Source organism: Prosthecobacter sp. (assembly GCF_034366625.1).
In the GTDB taxonomy this organism is placed as follows: Bacteria; Verrucomicrobiota; Verrucomicrobiia; order Verrucomicrobiales; family Verrucomicrobiaceae; genus Prosthecobacter.
This window is the reverse complement of the sequence record NZ_JAXMIH010000006.1, coordinates 882,067-900,470: the sequence shown is the minus strand read 5'-3', so window position 1 is coordinate 900,470 and position 18,404 is coordinate 882,067. Positions and strand designations below refer to the sequence as shown.

General features: G+C 60.9%; 15 protein-coding genes. 14 read left to right on the top strand and 1 reads right to left on the bottom strand.

Annotated features, from left to right (window positions below; genetic code table 11):
- Positions 1 to 7: 7 nt before the first annotated feature.
- The 13 genes from U1A53_RS06410 to U1A53_RS06350 all read left to right on the top strand — a co-directional run bounded on the left by U1A53_RS06410 (position 8) and on the right by U1A53_RS06350 (position 14,747).
- Positions 8 to 610, top strand: coding sequence for a sigma-70 family RNA polymerase sigma factor (locus U1A53_RS06410; protein WP_322279732.1), 603 nt, complete (start codon positions 8 to 10; stop codon positions 608 to 610).
- Between the two features lie 46 nt (positions 611 to 656).
- Positions 657 to 1,148, top strand: a complete 492-nt coding sequence (locus tag U1A53_RS06405; protein ID WP_322279731.1) for a hypothetical protein — start codon at positions 657 to 659, stop codon at positions 1,146 to 1,148.
- Positions 1,149 to 1,317: 169 nt separating this feature from the next.
- The gene (locus U1A53_RS06400; RefSeq protein WP_322279730.1) at positions 1,318 to 2,595 is read left to right on the top strand and encodes a TolC family protein; all 1,278 of its coding nucleotides are present in this window, start codon (positions 1,318 to 1,320) and stop codon (positions 2,593 to 2,595) included.
- Positions 2,595 to 5,057: a hypothetical protein gene (locus U1A53_RS06395; protein WP_322279728.1), complete on the top strand. Its 2,463-nt coding sequence runs from the start codon at positions 2,595 to 2,597 to the stop codon at positions 5,055 to 5,057. Before U1A53_RS06400 ends, U1A53_RS06395 begins: the two co-directional genes overlap by 1 nt.
- Positions 5,058 to 5,069: 12 nt before the next feature.
- A complete protein-coding gene (locus U1A53_RS06390; RefSeq protein WP_322279727.1) occupies positions 5,070 to 8,258 on the top strand; it encodes a CusA/CzcA family heavy metal efflux RND transporter in 3,189 nt (1,062 codons plus the stop codon).
- Between the two features lie 23 nt (positions 8,259 to 8,281).
- The gene (locus U1A53_RS06385; protein ID WP_322279725.1) at positions 8,282 to 8,617 is read left to right on the top strand and encodes a hypothetical protein; all 336 of its coding nucleotides are present in this window, start codon (positions 8,282 to 8,284) and stop codon (positions 8,615 to 8,617) included.
- The gene (locus U1A53_RS06380; RefSeq protein WP_322279724.1) at positions 8,614 to 9,165 is read left to right on the top strand and encodes a YceI family protein; all 552 of its coding nucleotides are present in this window, start codon (positions 8,614 to 8,616) and stop codon (positions 9,163 to 9,165) included. The genes U1A53_RS06385 and U1A53_RS06380 overlap by 4 nt, the downstream gene beginning before the upstream one ends.
- Positions 9,166 to 9,170: 5 nt before the next feature.
- On the top strand, positions 9,171 to 10,316 hold the full coding sequence (locus U1A53_RS06375) for a type III polyketide synthase (RefSeq protein WP_322279722.1): 1,146 nt from the start codon (positions 9,171 to 9,173) through the stop codon (positions 10,314 to 10,316).
- Positions 10,313 to 11,482 carry an NAD(P)/FAD-dependent oxidoreductase gene (locus U1A53_RS06370; protein WP_322279720.1) on the top strand — a complete coding sequence of 390 codons (1,170 nt, stop codon included), beginning with the start codon at positions 10,313 to 10,315 and terminating at the stop codon, positions 11,480 to 11,482. Before U1A53_RS06375 ends, U1A53_RS06370 begins: the two co-directional genes overlap by 4 nt.
- 3 nt (positions 11,483 to 11,485) lie before the next feature.
- Complete coding sequence (locus U1A53_RS06365) at positions 11,486 to 12,334, top strand: methyltransferase domain-containing protein (protein ID WP_322279718.1); 849 nt, start codon at positions 11,486 to 11,488, stop codon at positions 12,332 to 12,334.
- Positions 12,335 to 12,363: 29 nt separating this feature from the next.
- Entirely contained in the window at positions 12,364 to 12,717 is a 354-nt protein-coding gene (locus U1A53_RS06360) for an acyl carrier protein (RefSeq protein ID WP_322279717.1), read from the top strand.
- On the top strand, positions 12,714 to 13,970 hold the full coding sequence (locus U1A53_RS06355) for a beta-ketoacyl-[acyl-carrier-protein] synthase family protein (RefSeq protein WP_322279715.1): 1,257 nt from the start codon (positions 12,714 to 12,716) through the stop codon (positions 13,968 to 13,970). The genes U1A53_RS06360 and U1A53_RS06355 overlap by 4 nt, the downstream gene beginning before the upstream one ends.
- A gap of 219 nt (positions 13,971 to 14,189) precedes the next feature.
- Entirely contained in the window at positions 14,190 to 14,747 is a 558-nt protein-coding gene (locus U1A53_RS06350; protein ID WP_322279714.1) for a hypothetical protein, read from the top strand.
- 190 nt (positions 14,748 to 14,937) lie between these two features.
- On the opposite strand, the gene U1A53_RS06345 is transcribed toward U1A53_RS06350, so the two are convergent.
- Entirely contained in the window at positions 14,938 to 17,475 is a 2,538-nt protein-coding gene (locus U1A53_RS06345) for an efflux RND transporter permease subunit (RefSeq protein WP_322279713.1), read from the bottom strand.
- A gap of 263 nt (positions 17,476 to 17,738) precedes the next feature.
- Here U1A53_RS06345 and U1A53_RS06340 point away from each other — a divergent pair, with 263 nt between their 5' ends.
- Positions 17,739 to 18,386, top strand: a complete 648-nt coding sequence (locus U1A53_RS06340) for a hypothetical protein (protein WP_322279711.1) — start codon at positions 17,739 to 17,741, stop codon at positions 18,384 to 18,386.
- The last annotated feature ends 18 nt before the right edge of the window (positions 18,387 to 18,404 follow it).

The following is an 18,404-nucleotide window of genomic DNA, read 5'->3' as shown; positions in this document are numbered from 1 at the left end:
CACCCTCATGAGAGCCACGCTGGATGATTCCTCCTTTGGACCGCCGGACGAAAACGCCGGGTTGTTCAGGCGTGCCCTCACTTCGGACTCCGAAGCCGCTGCCAAACTCTATGCCCGCTGCATGCCTGCCTTGCAATACTGGCTCCAGGCACGTCTGCCCGGCTGCGATGCCGAAGATCTAGCCCATGAGGCGCTGCTGACCGCGCTGCGACGTGGATCACGTTTCCACCAAGGTGCCCGCCTCATGCCCTGGCTCAGGACCATCGCCTGGCATCTGGCGCAGAAACGAATGCGGGGGGACTCACGGAGAAAAAGACGCGAGCGCGAGTATGTGGAGCACGAGCTTCGTGTGACCGGCACCACGCCCGACCTGTCGCCGAAACGTCTGGCCGCCTTGAACGCCTGTCTTGCCAGCCTGCCCGAGCAGCAACGCCAGCTTCTGCATCTTCGTTACACCGAAGGCCGCAGCAGCAGTGACATCGCGGCAGAGCAGGGCCGCACGCGCAGCGCCATCGCCGTCAGTATTCACCGCATTTGCCAGCGGCTGCGGCAGGATCTCAGCGGAGCCGGGCACCCGGTCAAAGATGATCATTTGGTAATGAATGATTAATCCTTGGATTTGCTCATGGAAGACACGTTTCATTTGGCGCTGACACATGCAGAACACCATTCATCAACGCATCACCGCCCTGGTTCTCCTGATGGCTTACGCCATCACGGGAACTTCGTTGCTGCCTGCTTTGGTGTCTCTGGCAGCCACGCTGGACGGCAGTCACACCGTCCAGGTGCAGCAGTCTGAACAAGGCACCACGCTGACATTGCTCCATCACCGGGCGGACTACACGCCACGGGTGCACGATCACAGCAACTCGCTCGCCAGGTTCATTGTGAGCATGTGCAAGGCTTCCGAAGCCGGTTCCCATGAGTTGAGTTCGTCCTGCATCAGTACCGGCTCCCGCGCGGAGCGTGATGCAGATGAGCGGGAAGTGAAAAACGCCGCGCAAGTCAACTGCCAGGCCACTCAGGCGCTGGTTTTTTCTTCGAGGCATCCCGTTCGCGACACGTCTCGCGAAACGCGTGCTTGGAGAGATGTTCCCATCACGCCCGGCCTGGGGGCCACGCTGTCCTCGGTGCGGCTTTTGATCTGAATCAAAGAGTGGAGCGCCATCGCCAGGCACACAGGCCTGTGCCGATGACCGGCCTCCACATCTCACCTGCCGCTGTGGCTTCATTGAGCGGGCGTTGCCCGGCTTGCGCCGGAAATCTCCGTGCCTCGTGCCAAGCGCGACATTCACCACTCACCACCCTCTTTGCCTCATGAAACTTTCCTCTTCTCTCCTCTTCTCTGCCGTCCTGCTCGCAGGTGGCGCAAACTCGCTGACAGCACGTGATTCCACCGCTGTCACCAGCAGCGACCTCGTCGTTGAAGCTCTCCAAAAGAACCCCGAAGTCCGCTTCTACGAGGCGGAGATCGCCGCCGCGCGCGGTGGTCGTCAAACCGCCGGTCAGCTCGCCAATCCAGAACTCAGCACCGAACTCGGCGGCATGAGCCTCGCCCAGGCCAAAGAGGGCCTCGTGTGGCGTGCGAGCATTTTGCAGGTCTTCGACTTTCCCGGCCGCATGTCGCTGCGGAAAGCCATCGCAGATCGTGACATCACGCTCGCCGAGCTGGGCCTTAAGCAGTTCAAATCCCAGCTCGCCAACGAAGTTCGTGCACGTGCAGGCGATGTGCTGCTGCTCAAGCGCAAAGAAGATGCCGCACGCTCCGTGCGCGAGCGCTTGGAATCGCTCATCGAAGTGCTCGTGCAGCGTGACACCGGCTCTGTCAGCGCCTTGCTCGAACGTCGCATCCTGGAGGCCACTCTTCTCACCAGCGACCGCACTTTGACCGATGCCTCGAAGCAAGTCCGCGAGGCCACCACCACACTCGTCGTGCTCTGCGGACGTGGCCCCGATCAGCCGATTCGGCTCAGCGGCGTCTTCACCTCCTTCCCCACCGTGCCGCCTCTCGAGTCGCTCAAGCAGCAGGCCGCACGCTCAAATTTTGATCTCCAGCAAAAGCGTCTCCAAGTCGCCAAGCAGGGCCTCAAGATCGACCTCACCAAATCCGACCGTTGGGGAAACATCACCTTCGGCCCTTACATGGCCGGACAGCACGCCGGTGGCACGCAAATCGAAGGCGGTTTCGTCGTTTCCATCCCGCTGCCGCTTTGGAACAAGAACAAAGGCAACATCGCCGCCGAGGAGGCACGCACGCAGCAGGCCGAGGCACTGCTCCTGGCCACCTTGCGCGATCTGGAGCGCGATCTCGCGGTCGAACGCTCCGCCTATCTCGCCGAACTCGACGCATTGTCACGCTGGCGTCCTGAGAGTGAAAAACAGTTCAGCGATGCCGCCGCCGAGGCCGATCGTCACTACCGCCTCGGTGCCGTGCCTGCCGCGACCTATGTCGAAATGCAGCGCGGTTATCTCGATGCCATGGACTCACTCATCGAGTCCCGCCGCAACGCCTGGAGGCACCGCATGGAGATCGAGCGCCTCACCGGGCAGCCCATGGGCACAGAGTTGAGTCGCATGGAAATCGGACAACGCTAATGAAGCCGTTCCTCTACATCACCCTGCTTCTGTCCGCGCTTGGCGCACGGGCAGGCGTGGTGTTTGAGCAGCCGCATGACGGCAGCGGAGCGCTGCGCATGTCATCGCGCTATCAGCCGAACGGCACCGACTACGATCAGTTCGTGTGGGATTCCTTCAGCGTTCCCACAGCGCAGGCGGTGACGGAGATTCGCTGGCGCGGCGGCTACGATCCGCAAATGGCTTACTGGGGTGGTGACATCGTGAACTTCCGCGTGTCGATCTATGAATCCACGCCCGGGCTCTCACAGCCGCATCTCGGTCCCGGTTATCCAGGCACGCCAGCGACGCTAGTGGCCTATGACACGGGAAACAAGGCCGGTGAGACCAGCGTCGGGGTGTTTGGAGGTACGCCGATGTATGATTACCACTTCGTGCTGCCCACGGTGTTTCAGGCGCAGGCGGGAAAGCTCTACTGGGTGCAGATCGAGGCCGAGTTTGCCAATGGCCTGCCCTATTGGGGCTTCGCGGCGGGCACGGGCAACGGATCGTATTTCCGGCGCATCGCAGGCCAGGCGGACTTCTATTTCCAATTCATCTCAGGCGATGCGGCGTTCAGCATCGTCACCAGCGATGGGCCGACTTACACCATCGCAGCGACCGAATCCCCCATCGGCAGCGGCACGATCACGAATGCGGGCCTGTATCCGCAAAACTCGGCGGCACCGCTCATCGCCACGCCGAATGCGGGCCATGCCTTCGTGAACTGGACGGAAAACGGCACCGTGGTCAGCACGAATCCGGGCTACACCTTCACTGTCACAGGAGATCGCACCTTGGTGGCGAATTTTTCGACCGGATCGTTGATCACGACCGCCTCATCGCCGCTCAACGGCGGCACCACGGATGGCGGCGGCAGTTTTGTGAATGGCAGCAATGTCACCGTCGAAGCGGTGGCTTCGGCGAACTACACGTTCGTCAACTGGACCGAAAACGGCGTCCCCGTGAGCGTGAGCGCGGCCTACACCTTCACCGCAGCGGGAGATCGGGATCTGGTCGCCAACTTCACGTCCTCGGCATCGAACCTTGGCGTCGTCTTTTCGCAGCCGCCGACGACCTCCGGCACGCTGCTGCTCTCGTCCTACATGCTGCCGGACGGGAACGTCGATGGCATGGAGTATCGCTTTGAAAAGTTCACGCTCGCCACCACTGCGGACATTTCGCATCTGCACTGGAGTGGTGGTTACATCGGCAACAATCAGGCGGCCAATCCGGTGGTGGAGTTCATCATCAAAATCTACGCCTCTACGGCCAACGGCTTCTATCCCGATCTCGCGAATCCCGTCCTCAAAAAATACACCATCAGCAGCAACGCGAGCGAGACTGCCGCCGGCCTGGTCGGCGGCGTGCAGATGTATGATTACTCCGTGACACTGCCGACTTCGTTCCTCGCCACGGGAGGCGTTGGTTATTGGGTTCAAATCGAAGCCTCGCAGTATGGCTACCCGCTCACCTGGGGCAATGCGACCGGCGCTGGCGGCAACAATGCGCACTATCGCCGCATGGGAAACAGCTACTACAGCGGCACGGGCGATCTCGCGATCACGCTCTCGGCGGATGTCCCCACCAGCTACTCCATCGCTGCGACTTCATCTTCGGCGAATGGCGGCAGCATCAGCGGCGCAGGCACCTTTGCGCTCGATGCCGTCGTCAATCTCTCCGCCACGGCGAATGCCGGTTACGCCTTCGTGAACTGGACCGAAGGCGGCATGATCGCGAGTTCGTCCGCATTGTATTCCTTCTCTGCGAGCACGAACCACACACTCGTCGCCAACTTCCAGCCGACGTATCAGCTCGCGCTGACGAGTTCATCCATCACAATGGGTACCGTCGCGGGTGGCAGCACTTATCTCATCGGCACCAGCGTCACCGCCACTGCGAGTGCGAAACCGGGCTATGTGTTCCTCAACTGGACCGAAGCCGGCAACATCGTCAGCACCACACCGGCCTATAGCTTCACACTTCTGAACCAGCGCACCCTGCTGGCGAACTTCGCCGTCGGGTTCACCGTGACGACGGACTCGTCCTTCACACCTGGCGGCAGCGTCAGCGGCGGCGGTGGTTATGCGACAGGCGGCGTGGTCACACTGCTCGCCGCGCCTTCGACAGGCTATCAATTCACAAACTGGACTGAGAACGGCGTCATCGTGAGCAGCGGCAGCAGTTTCTCCTTTACCTCGTCGGCCAATCGCACCCTCATCGCGAACTTTGTGCCCATCGTCGGCATCACGACCACCACGCCTGGCACTCTCGATTTCGCATGGCCTGCATCCGCCACCGGCTGGGTCTTGCAAGAGAGCCCTGATCTCAGTCCCGGAAGCTGGGTGGACTCGACACTGCCTGTAGTCGCCACGGGCGGGCAAAACCAAGTCTCCGTCATCAGTCCAACTGGCAGCCGGTTCTTCCGCCTTGTGCATCCCTAATTTCAGCAACCCATGATCAACGCCATCCTCGACTTCTCGCTCAGGAACCGCTTCCTGGTCATCATGGGCTCGCTGCTGCTGCTCGCAGCCGGTGTTTTCTCCGCCATGCACCTCCCGGTGGATGCGGTGCCGGACATCACCAACACGCAGGTGCAGATCAACACCGCCGTGCCCGGCCTCGCGCCGGAGGAGACGGAAAAACTCGTCACCTATCCGCTGGAACTCGCGCTCGCGGGCATTCAGGGCGTGGAGGAATTTCGCTCGCTCACCAAGTCCGGCCTCTCGCAGGTCACGCTCGTGTTTCGCGATGGCTTTGACCTGTTTCGTGCGCGCCAGCTCGTGAGTGAACGTCTTGTGCAGGTCGATCTGCCCGCCGGACTCAGCCCGCAGATGTCTCCCATCAGCACGGGCCTGGGCGAGATCGTCTATTACACGCTCGACTACAAAAAGGACGCGCCGCAGCGCCAACAAACGCGTGAGCGTCAGCTCATGGACCTGCGCGAGGCGCACGACTACATCGTGAAGCCTTTTTTGCGCACGGTGCCCGGCGTCGCGGAGGTGAACAGCAGCGGCGGCTACGAACGCCAGCTCGTCATCCTGCCCAAACCCGAGTCGCTTGTGAACGCAGGCATGACTTTCGGCGAACTGGCCGAGATCATCGGCCAAAACGTCGATAATGCCGGCGGCGGAGTCATTGAGCGTGGCAATGACCGCGTGCTGATTCGTGGCGTGAGCAAAGTCACAAGCGCGGAGGACATCGCGAATCTGCCCGTCAAATTCGCCGCAGGCATCGAGCCGCTGCGCGTGAAGGATCTCGCGGAAGTCGGCATCGGCAGCAACGTGCGCACCGGTTGCGCCGTCGAAAACGGCGAGGAAGCCGTGCTCGGTACCGTGATGATGCTCGTCGGCGAAAACAGCCGCATCATCAGCAAGCGCGTCGAAGAAAAGCTCGGCGAGCTGCAAAAGAAGCTGCCCGCCAGCCTCGAAATCCGCATCCAGTATGCCCGCAGCGAGGTCGTGGACCGCACCATCGACACCGTGAAGCACAATCTCTTTGAAGGAGCCATCCTCGTCATCGTCGTGCTGCTCGTCCTGCTCGGAAACTGGCGCGCGGCGCTCATCGTGGCGCTCGCCATCCCGCTTTCGTTCTTGTTTGCCCTCATCGGCATGACCTTCGGCGGAGTGTCTGGAAATCTGATGTCACTCGGAGCCGTGGACTTCGGCCTCATCATCGACGGTGCCGTCGTGATGGTCGAAAACATCGTCCGCGTGCTCGGCGAGAAGCAGCACGAGCTGGGACGCAAACTGACCGCCAAGGAGCGCATGAACGCCGTGCGTGAGGCGGGCGAGCAAGTCGGCAGCCCCATGTTCTTCGGCGTGCTGATCATCACGCTCGTTTATCTGCCCATCCTCGCGCTCACCGGCATCGAAGGGAAAATGTTCCACCCGATGGCCATCACGGTCATGCTGGCACTCGGCGGCGCTTTGATTCTCGCGCTCACGCTCATGCCCGCGCTCTGCTCCTTGCTGCTTCGAGGCAACATCAGTGAGAAGGACAATTTTCTCATGCGCTGGGTCAAGGCGGCCTACGCGCCGTCTTTGAGCATCGCCTGGAAGTCGCGCTGGGGCGTGGTCGGTGGCGTCGCGGTGCTGCTCATCGGCACGGTGATGCTGTTCATGAGTTTGAAGCAGGAATTCGTGCCCACGCTCAATGAAGGCTCCTGGACGGCCATGGTCTATCAACCCGCCAACACCAGCCTCAAGACCTCGCTGAATCGCTGCATCAAAACACAGCAGTATCTCATAACTAAAGTGCCGGAAGTCACACGCACCTTCGCCCGTGTCGGCACCAGCGAGGTGGCGACTGATCCGATGTCTCCCGGCGAGTACGACCTCTACGTCTTCTACAAACCGCAGTCCGAATGGCGCCAAGAAAACGGCAAACCGGTGAATCGTGACCGCCTGGCCGAGCTGGTGCGCGAAGAACTCGCCAAGGAGGTGCCGGAGCAGGATTACGACTTCGCGCAGCCGATCCAGATGCGTTTCAATGAGATGCTCGAAGGCTCCCGCGCCGATCTGGCCGTACGCATCTTTGGCGATGACTACGACACGATGGAAAAGATCGCCGGAGAGGTCAAAACGATCCTCGAAGGCATCGCAGGCACGGACAACGCCGAGTTTGAAAGCCAGGGCCGCGTGCCGGTGCTCGAGATCCGCGTGGACCGCGCCTCCATGCTCAAATACAACGTCGAAGCCGCCGAAGTGAACGCCGCCATCACCACCGCGATGGCTGGACACACCGCAGGCATGTTGATCGAAAACAATCGCCGCCGCGCCATCGTCGTGCGCCTGCCAGAGTCCCTGCGCAACAACCCCGAGGTCATGAAAGCGCTGCCCGTGCGCACTCAGGACGGCGGTCTCATCACTCTCGGTCGCCTCGCCGACTTCGTGGAAGTGCCGCAGGTCGATGCGATTGGCCGTGAAGACGGTCATCGTCGTGTCGGACTCAATGTCGATCTCGCCGGTGGCACCGATTCCGAAGCCTACGTCAACGCGGCCCGCGAAATGATCGCCGCGAGCATCCAGATGCCCGAAGGCTACCGCGTCGATTTCGGCGGCCAGTTTGAGCATCTGCAAGAAGCCCGCGCACGGCTCATGATCGTCGTGCCGCTCGCGCTGGTGCTCATCTTTGTGCTCATCCACGCCACTTTCAAAAGCGTCACGCAGACGCTTATCATCTACACCGGCATTCCGCTCGCCATCACCGGCGGCGTGCTTGCCCTGTGGATGCGCGACCTGCCCTTCAGCATCAGCGCCGCCATCGGCTTCATCGCGCTGTGCGGCGTGGCCGTGCTCAATGGCGTGGTGCTCATCAGTTGCTTCAACCAGCTCCGCAACGAAGGCCGCGATGCCGAGCAAGCCGTCACAGAAGGCAGCCTGCAACGTCTGCGCCCCGTTTTGATGACCGCCATGGTCGCCAGCCTCGGCTTCATCCCCATGGCCATCAGCGAAGGCGCTGGCGCCGAAGTCCAGCGCCCGCTCGCCACCGTCGTCATCGGCGGAATCGTCAGCAGCACCTTCCTCACACTGTTCCTGCTGCCAGTGCTGTATCGCTGGCTGCTCGGACGACCCCAAAGACAACGCGATCCTGCGCACTGCGACGATGCCCAGATGATTCCCGACGCCCAACCCGCGATATGAAAGCGCCCACACTACAGCTTCTCATGCTGGCCCTCGTCATCGCCCTGATGCCGCATGCGGCCCACGCACGACGGCCGATGGGCACCACCATGACCGGCGTCGTTCAAAAAGTCGATCACGCCAGTCGGGAGATCGTCTTGGCACAAGATGGCGGCGCAGTCAGACGCTTCGTTTATACGGCCTGGGCCAAACTCTGGAATGATTCGTCCGACAGCAGCCCAATGGCGTTATCATCTGGAATGAGAATCCAGGTGAAGCTCCATCGACCGCTCTTCGGTCCTGATTTTGTCACCCAAATCAGCCTTATCCATGCTAACAAGAAGTGTACGTTGCCATCCTCAGCCACCCCTCGACTTTGAAAACACCGCTATTACTTCTCCTCGTTGTCTTCGGCTCCTTCCTCCATGCCGAAACATGGAGCGGCACCGCCCGCATCTCCTTTGACGGCACCTCCACGCTGCATGACTGGGGCGGCAAGGTCGCGGTGGAGCCATTCAAGGCCGATGTCACCATGGATGGTGACAGACCCCAACGCGTAAAGGCCGAAGTGACCGTCAAAGCTGCAAACATGGACACCGCCGAACCGAAACGCGATGCCAACATGCGCAAGGCGATGCAAGTGGACGCGCATCCGCTCATCGTTGGCAAGATTGACGCAAAGTTCAGTGAGATTGCCGCCGCAAGCACTCCTACCAAACTACCCATTGAGCTGAATCTGCTCGGCAAGCCGCAAAACGTCACCGGAACGATCTCGAACTGGAAACTCGCCGGCAAAAAGGCCACCTTTGATCTCGACTTCCCCGTCTCGCTGAAAGCCAGCGGCATTAGCGTCCCCACGGTGCTGTTATTCATCAAAGTGGGGGATGGCATCAAGGTTCATGCCTCCGTTACACTCACTCAGAACTGATCTTCATGCCCGCTTACATTCATCACATCGCGACGGACACACCGCCGTACATTTACAGCAATGAATTCGCCTGTTCCCGGATGAAAGGCTGGGTCAGCGAACCGCGCGCCAAACGCATGGTCGAGATGATCTACGAGCGCACCGGCATCGACACACGCTACAGCGCGAGCGATGATTTCCTGAAGGACGACGGCGAACTCTTCCGCACGCTGCCTGACGGAACTATCAATTCGCCCACCACCGGCCAGCGGAACACGCTTTATGCCAAAGCCTCACGCGAACTCGCGGTGAAGCTCGCCCGCAAGACCCTCGCCGAGTGCCCACAGTTCAATAAAGAAGACATCACGCACATTGTCTTCGCCTCCTGCACGGGCTTTGCGAATCCAGGACCGGATTATCACATCATCCGCGACCTCGGGCTGAACGAGAGCGTGGAGCGCTACACCATCGGCTTCATGGGCTGCTACGCGGCTTTTCCCGCCATGCGCATGGCGGCGCAGTTTTGTGAGGCGAATCCAAACGCGGTGGTGCTCGTGATGTGCCTGGAACTTTGCTCGCTGCATCTGCAAGTCAGTGACAAGCCCGAAAGCATCGTGGCGAACGCGCTCTTCGCCGATGGTGCGGCGGCGGCGATCATGAGCGCGCGCAAACCGGCAGGCGACCGGCCTTACTATCGCGTGCAGGGCTTCCACTCGGCGCTTGTGCCGTCCAGCGAGGCGCACATGGCCTGGGACATCGGCGACAACGGTTTCAACATGGTGCTCTCCGCTTATGTGCCTGATCTCATCGGCAGCAACATCCGTGAGATGCTCGGCGGCATCCTCGCCAAACGTGAGATGCAGATCGGCGACATCGACGAATGGGCCGTGCATCCCGGCGGGCGGGCGATTCTCGATCAGGTGGAGCAGCATCTCGAACTGCCTGCCGAGGCGCTGGAGATGTCCCGCGACGTGCTGCGTGATTACGGCAACATGAGCAGCCCCACGGTCATGTTTGTGCTCAAAGGCATGCTCGAAGAGGCCGAAACCGACCGTGCCACGACCTGCGCCATCGCCTTCGGTCCCGGATTGACGGTGGAAACGGCGGTGCTGGAGCGCTGCGGCGCGGCGATCACCGCGCCGAAGAAATCGAAAACCACGATCCGAGCATGAAGACGGATTTTGATGTGATCATCGTCGGTGGCGGCCCAGTGGGCCTGCTGCTGGCCTGCTTGCTCAAAAAACAGGGCCTGCGCATCCGCGTGCTGGAAAAACGCACGCAACCCATCCCGCACTCCGCCGCCATCGGCATCACGCCGCCTTCGTTGCATATCTTGAACAAGCTTGGGCTGACTTCCGAGTTCATTGATGCCGGGTTGAAGGTGCGGGACTGCTTCGTGCATGGCCAGAGCGGCCTGCTCGGCTGCATGACGTTCCGCGACATCCCGGACGAGCATCGCTTCATCCTCGCGCTCCCACAGGTGACGACGATTGCCATTCTGCAAAAGCATCTCGGCGCTGAATTCATCGAAACCGGCTGCGAAGTCAGCGAGGTGAGGCAGTCCGACGATCACTGCGTCGTGCGTGACGGTGATCGTGAGCTCACCGCTCGTTACGTCATCGCGTGCGACGGCAGCCGCAGCCGTGTGCGTGAGTGGATCGGCATGAAGGCGCCCGCACATGCCTATGACCTCCACTTTCTCATGGGCGACTTCATTGACCGCACTGGATTCGGTGAAGAAGCGCACCTCTTTTTCACCTCCACGGGTTCTGTGGAATCGTTTCCGCTGCCCGGCGGTCAAAGACGCTGGATCGTGCAAACCGACACGCGCCTCGATCAGCCGCCGAAAGGTCTCGTCAGCGAACTCACCCGCCTGCGCACCGGCCTCGACGTGCCGGTGGCGGATCAAGTCAATGAAAGCGTCTTCACACCGCGCCGCTTCAATTGCGACCGCTACTACGATGGCCGCGTCATCCTCTGCGGCGATGCCGCGCACGGCATGAGCCCCATCGGCGGCCAGGGCATGAACACCGGCTTTGCCGATGCGGAGTTCCTCGCCGAGGTGCTCAGTCATGGCGATCCATGCTCGCTGCTGCCCGCTTACAGCCGCTTCCGCCGCAAGGCCGCGAAGACCGCCATCTTCCGCGCTGAATGGGGCATGTGGCTTGGCACCTGGCGCGGAAGAAAACTCTCGATCCTGCGCGATGCCATTTTGAAGTTCCTGCTTTGCCAGGGCCCCATCGCACGCCGCATGGGACCGTTCTACGCCATGCTCACCATCCCATTCAACACGCTCGCCCGCGTCCCGCAGGCCAGTTTGAAACCGCGCACCGTTTGATTCATGACCACGACTCTCGAATACACCCCCACCATCGACGGCGCTGCTTCGCACTACGACGACCTCGACCAATTTTACCGCGAGATCTGGGGCGAGCACGTCCACCACGGCGTTTGGTTCACCGGCAAGGAAACCGACACCGAGGCGGCGGAGAATCTGGTCAAAATGGTCGCCGAACTCGGCCACACGGGTCAAAACACCGATGTCTGTGACATCGGCTGCGGCTACGGCGCCACGGCAAAAATTCTCGCGCAGCGCTACGGCGCAAACGTCACCGGCATGACCATTTCGTCCGTGCAGCTCGCCTACGCGCAGGCCAACAACAACGTGCCTGGCAAAACGACCTTCATGGTGCGTGATTGGTATGAAAACCAGCTTCCCGACAATCGCTTCGATGTCGTGCAAACCGTCGAAAGTCTCGAACACATGCCGGACCTGCCCACCTTTTTCCGCGAGTGCTATCGCGTGATGAAACCCGGTGGCCGTCTCGTTGCCGCTGCTTGGATGTCCTGCGAACATCCCGGTCCTTGGGCCAAACGTCATCTCATCGACGCCATCACGCGCGAGACCCAAATCGCCGGTGTCAGGCCGGAAAGCGAATTCCGCGCCGCCACTGAGGCCGCAGGCTTTGTGAACTACCAGTTCAAAGACTACGCCAAACAAGTGAAACGCACCTGGCCGCTGTGTGCCTGGCGCACGGTGAAGGGCCTGTTTACCAAGCCGCACTACCGCCGCTTCTTGTTCAGCTCGAAAAACCCCAACCGCATCTTCGCCCTCACCCTCTTCCGCATCTGGCTGGCCTATGAGCTCGGCGTGCAACGCTACGGCGTCTTCAGCGCGGACAAGGTTTGAACCAGCGGCAGCACCGATTAAACAACGCCATGCCCATCACCGAAGAACGAAAGCAGGAGATCGAGAAGTCGCTCAAACGTTGCAGCGACGCGACGGTGGCAGCCGCGTTGCGATTTGAAGAATCGCGGAATCAGGATGAACTGCCCGCCATCATCCTCGGTGTGCTGGAGCGTGACGCGGCGAATCCCAAACCGGAAGGCGTGGCGGCTGCTACCGATGAAGCGCGATTGATTGAAGACATCGGCATGGATTCCTTTGGCATGATCGAAGTCGTCATGACCGCTGAGGAAGTGCTGGGCATCACCGTGGCCAACCAGGAGATGAATGACATCCGCACGCTGGGTCAGTTGAAGGCCTTTTTGCGCACCAAGCTCGCCGCATGAACCGCGTCGTCGTCACCGGCCTCGGCTTCATCTCCAGCATCGGCAACAACCGCGCCGCCGTGCTCGAAAGCCTGCGCGAAAGCCGCTGCGGCATCGAGGTCATGCCTGAACTCGTCGCCGCGAATGATCGCGTGAAACTGGCGGGCACAGTCAAAGGCTTCTCCTTTTCTAGCGCCGATCCACTCGACTGGACCTTTCCCGCGAAAGTCCAATTCAGCCGCGCCGAACTGCGAACGATGGTTCCCAATGCGGTCTATGCCGTTGCCGCGATGGAAGAAGCCATCAGTGATGCCAAACTCGATCCAGCGCTCGTTTCAGCTCCGCAAACCGGCCTCTACTGCGCTTCCGCGGGTTCAGCCTGGCTGACGCATGTGGCGATTGAATCCGTCCTCACTCGCGGACCCGCACGCACTTCGGCACCGACGGTTGTCACCGGCATGCCGAACTCACTGCACCTCAACCTCACCGCCCGTTTCGCCATCAAAGGTGCTTCCGTCGGCTTCAGCAGTGCGTGTGCGTCGTCTTCCCACGCCTTGGGCAGCGCCTGTGATTTGATCCGCCTGGGTAGGCAGAAGATCATGTTCGTCGTCGGTGCAGAAGATTGTCATCCATACAACATTCTGCCCTTCGCTTCACTGCGTGCACTCAGCTCACAAAGCGATCCTGCCTTAGCTCCGAGGCCCTTTGATGTGAGTCGCGACGGCTTTGTCATCACCGGCGGCGGTGCTGTCCTCGTGCTCGAAGACGCCGAACACGCCGCCGCACGCGGCGCGACGGTTTATGCCGAGGTCAAAGGCTGGGGCCAGGCCTCTGACGGCTACGACGTTGTCGCCCCTGATCCCACTGGCAGCGGTCTGGCCCGCGCCATGACTAACGCTCTCCAAGACGCGAGCTTGGAACCTTCCGCAGTCAATTACATCAACGCCCACGCCACCGCGACGACTGCGGGTGATCTCGCCGAGCTGAGCGCTCTCAAATCCGTGTTTACTGGCGATGCAAAGCCTAAAGTCAGCAGCACGAAAGCCCTCACCGGCCATGGCTTGAGCCTCGCAGGCGCTTTGGAAGCTGGCATCTGCTGCCTGGCATTGCGTGAAGGCTTCATGCCCGCCTCCGCCAAGATTCAGCAGCTCGATCCCGCGTGTGAAGGCATCTCGATTCTCACGGAACGATGCGATGAAGCGCCAAGCGTGGTCATGAGCAACAGCAGCGGCTTCGGCGGCGCGAATGTGGCGCTGATCTTGGGGAAGGTGTGATGAAGTCGCGACAGCGTTTTGGAGTGCGCTGGCCCTCCAGCGCTTTCATGAGTCCGCAAAGCAAACAAACTCAAAGCATCCCTATCGGAGCCCCAGACTGCCCAAGTCCATCGGTCCGATATTCGCACCTCCCAGACCTCTCCAAAGCGGCGGAGGGCCGCCGCACTCCAAAACGCTTCGCGACTTGCGCAACACTCGTGTTTCTCCACACTCCCGGCCATGCCCAAGACCATCGATTGGCCGCATGCACCGCCTCATCGGCTTACGGAGCGTGGCACCTACTTCGTCACGGCAGCAACCTACCTCAAGGCGCATCACTTTCATGGCGCGAAGCGGCTCGACGTGCTCCAGCGTGGCCTGCTGACTGTCACCGCCAAATATGGTTGGGATCTCGAAGCCTGGGCAGTCTTCTCCAACCACTATCACTTCGTCGCCAAGTCCCCGGAAGATCCTGCCACACTCGAACCCATGCTCGGCATGCTGCACGTCAAACTCAGCGGCTGGGTGAACAAGCTCGACGGCACGCCGGGTCGCAAGGTGTGGCACAACTTTCGCGAGACCCAGCTCACGCACACGAACTCGTATTTCGCTCGTCTTAACTACACGCATGGAAACGCCGTGCGTCATGGCCTCGTGCGAGTCGCCAAGGACTACCCGTGGTGCTCTGCCTCCTGGTTCGAGCAATCGACCAGCCCCGCGATGGTGAAATCGATCCAGCGCTTCAAAACCGACAAGATCAACGTCGCCGACGACTTCGAAGTCGATCCTGACTGGTGACAACGAATAGCGCGACAGCGTTTTGGAGTGCGCTGGCCCTCCAGCGCTTTTGAGAGGCCACATCGCCAACGAAGTCCAATGTGCTGCCCTCGAAGCCCCTGACTGCCGAAGATTCTTCTTCCGAAGCTCGTAAGCTTGCATGCGCCCCAAAGCGGCGGAGGGCCGCCGCACTCCAGGACGCTGGCGCGACTCACTTGATCCACCGCCACTTCGCGAAGAGGAAGTAGAGCACGGGGAGCACTAACAGCGTCAGCACAGTGCCAAACAGGAGGCCGAAGATGTGTACAGCGGTCAGCGGACGCCACAGTTCGCCGCCTGTAAGTGCCAGCGGAATCAAACCGCACACGGTGGCGAACACAGTGGCCAAGACCGCTCTCAAACGCACGAGCGCGGCATGCATGAGCGCCTTTTCCAGTTCGACGCCTGCGGCGCGTTCTTCCTCGATGAAGTCGGAAAGCACGATGATGTGGCTCACAATCACGCCAGCGAGACTGACAATGCCGATCAAGGCCATGAAACCGAAGGAGGCGTGCGTCGTCCCGAGACCGGTGAAGGCACCGATGAGGCCGAGCGGCACGGTGAGCATCACCACGAGCGATTTCATGATGGAACGAAACTGGATGACCATCGCGAGGGCGATGAGGGCGAGTGAGATTTTCAGCACATGTTCCATCTCGCGCTGGCTGTTGATCAATTCACGCTCCTCGCCGCCAAAGGCGATGCCTTCCTTCGGAAAATGCTCGCGGGCCTTGTGAAGGATGCGGGAGGCGAGTTCGCCGAAGGGCGCGAGGGCTTTGACGGTGACGGTGCGCTGCTGGTTGATGCGGGTGATGACGCTGGAGTCGTCGTGGACCTTGTAGGCACCGGCTTCGCGCAGCGCGGCGGCGACTTGAGCGGTCTTCGTCTTCCAATCATCGCCGCTGATCTCGATTTGGATCGGGGTTTCGAGCGCGGGGCCTTGTTCGATCTGTTTGACGAGGCAAAGCGCGTCTTTGATTTCGCGGTCGAGCACTTCGCGCAGATGGACGATGAGCGCGGGCACGTCTTCGGCATGGCGGGTGTTCACCAGCACCTGGGCGACGTTCGCGGCAGGCTGACGAGGCAGGACGTTGTAATAGAACATCGGAGTGCCGCCGCCGCTGACGACGATGGCGCTCTGGATGGCGTCTTCTTTTTGCAGGAAGTCGCTCACACGAGTGGTGACGGCCATCGTTTGCTCGATGGCGCTGCCTTCGGGCAACTGGATGTCCACGAGCAGTTGATTGCGCTCCGCAGCAGGGAAGAACTGTTTGCCGAAATACGGGATGAGCGCCGTGCTGGCCGCAAGCAGACCGTAGGCGACGATGACGGTGAGAAGTGGTCGGCGCAGGGCGAGTTGCAGCGCGGATTTGTAGAAGGGCACGAGGCGATGCAGCGGATGCGTGCCGCTGACGGCGTCGAAGCCTTTTTGGCCGTGCAGGATGTAGTAGCCGAGCAGCGGAATGAAGGTCATCGACACAATGCGTGACGAAACGAGTGCGAGCGTGATGACGATCGGCAGCGAGATGATAAACGCGCCCATGTCCCCCGGCAGCAGCGCGAGCGGCAGGAAGGCCACGATGTTGATGATCGTGCCGAAGAAGATGGCACGACGCAGCTTGAACGGCCCGAGCCAGGCGGCGATGCCGCGTGGCTGGCCGTCGGCGAGTTCGCGATTGATACCATCGGAGGCCACAACGGGGTCATCGACGAGCATGCCGAGCGAGATGATGAGCGCGGCGATGGAGATTTGTTGCAAGGGCACTCCCAGCGCCGCCATGCCGCCGAGCGTCATCGCGATGGTGAGCGGAATCGCCACGGCGACGACAAGCGCGGTGCGCCAGTCCATGAGCAGCAAGGCCACAAGCACGACGACGATGACGGCCTCGATGAAGCAGCGTAAAAACTCGCCGATGCGATGCGCGGTGGCGGCGGGTTGATCGGAGACGGTGATGACGCGGATGCCGTCGGGGAGCTTCATCGAGTCGATCTTGGTCAGCACGGCGGTTTTGAAGTCGCGGATGATGCTTCCAGCCTTCATCTCGACGGCGACGAGAACGCTGGTGGAGGGCTTCAAAGGCCCGTTTGGCTCGCGATGCAGTGTGCGAACGCTGTAACTGACCGCGGCCATGTCTTCGAAGGAAAGAATCTCCTCCGGCGCATGGCCGAACTGGCGGATGCGACCAGTGCTGGGCACGGTTTTGAGCTCCTTTTCGATCAAATCGGCAGCGGCGGGCGCTGCATCGCCGAGCACGGCGAAGAGCAGTGTGGCGGGGAGTTGGTAATCGGTTTCGAGTCGAGGATCTTCGCAGTCTTCAGGCAGTTTGACGGTGGCGAGGATCTCCCGCGCCTTTTTCCACTGCTCGTCGATGACTTCTTTGCGATCGGTCTTCAAGGTGATCACCACCACGGAGATGTTGTCCTTCGATTGTGACTGAAGTTTTTCGAGGGTCGGCAGTTTGGCGAGAGCGGCTTCGAGTTTTTGGGTGACCTCTTTCTCAATGTCCCCGGCACTGGCTTCCGGCCAGAGCGTGATCAGCACCGCGTCATGCGTCGGAAAGGTGGGATCTTCCTGCTGCGGCAGGCTTTGAAAGGCAAACCAGCCCCATACCAGCACGGCGGCCATCGTGAACCAGCCGAGCCCGCGATGCTCGACGAAAAAGCGCGTGACACCGCCTTTTCGGACGGGTTGTTCAAGGGATGCATCCATGCGTGCGATTGTGAGCGGCCAGTGTTCGTTGCCAGGCACTCACGGTGCAAACAAAGCTTCAGAAAAGCCACTCCGTGAACGAAGATTGGCAAGATTGTCCGACCTTGATCCTGCTTGAGTCGTGATGTTTGACCCGGCCTTGGACACGCCTGAATCGTAAAGCCTCTCATTCAATCCTTGCTCATCCTCGCACCTGACAGCGCCACCCGGAAGGACGCCCTGTGCCCAAACTTGTGCGACAACGCCCTCAACCGGCCACACCCATGAAACACCGCTGCCTTCAGCCGGAACTGCTGGATCTGCTGCCGCAGAACGATCCTGACGCGCTGCGCACTCGTGAGGAGATGGTGCTGGTGAATGGCATCATGGGAAATCATCGCTGGATCACGCGCATGCTCCGTCGTCATGGCGAAACAGGCTGGCGCATCACGGAGCTGGGGGCGGGTGATGGAACTCTGTCGCGGCAGGTGCTGAAATTGGGTTTGTGCCGTGAAGAAGCGCTGCATGGCGCCGATCTGGCCTCCAGGCCGGCCAACTGGCCGGCAGCAGCAGGCTGGACCTGCGGTGATGTGCTGGCCCATCCGCTGCCGGAGGCTGAAATCGTGATCGCGAACCTGTTTCTGCATCATTTCACGGCTGAGCAGTTGGGTGTGCTGGGATCGCGCCTCTCACCTGCCACGCGGCTCCTAGTGGCGGCAGAACCGGCCCGACGGTGGATTTTCACGATTCTGGGCCGGTTGTTTTGTGAGATGGCCGAGTTGAATCATGTGCATCGTCATGACATGCCGGTGAGCATCCGTGCAGGCTTTCGCCGGGATGAACTGCGTCAGGCGCTCGGCCTCGGTGAGGAATGGCGGGTGAGCGTTCAATCGCATCCACTGGGTGCTTATCGTTTCCTGGCGTGGCGATGACGCGCATTGCCCGTACGC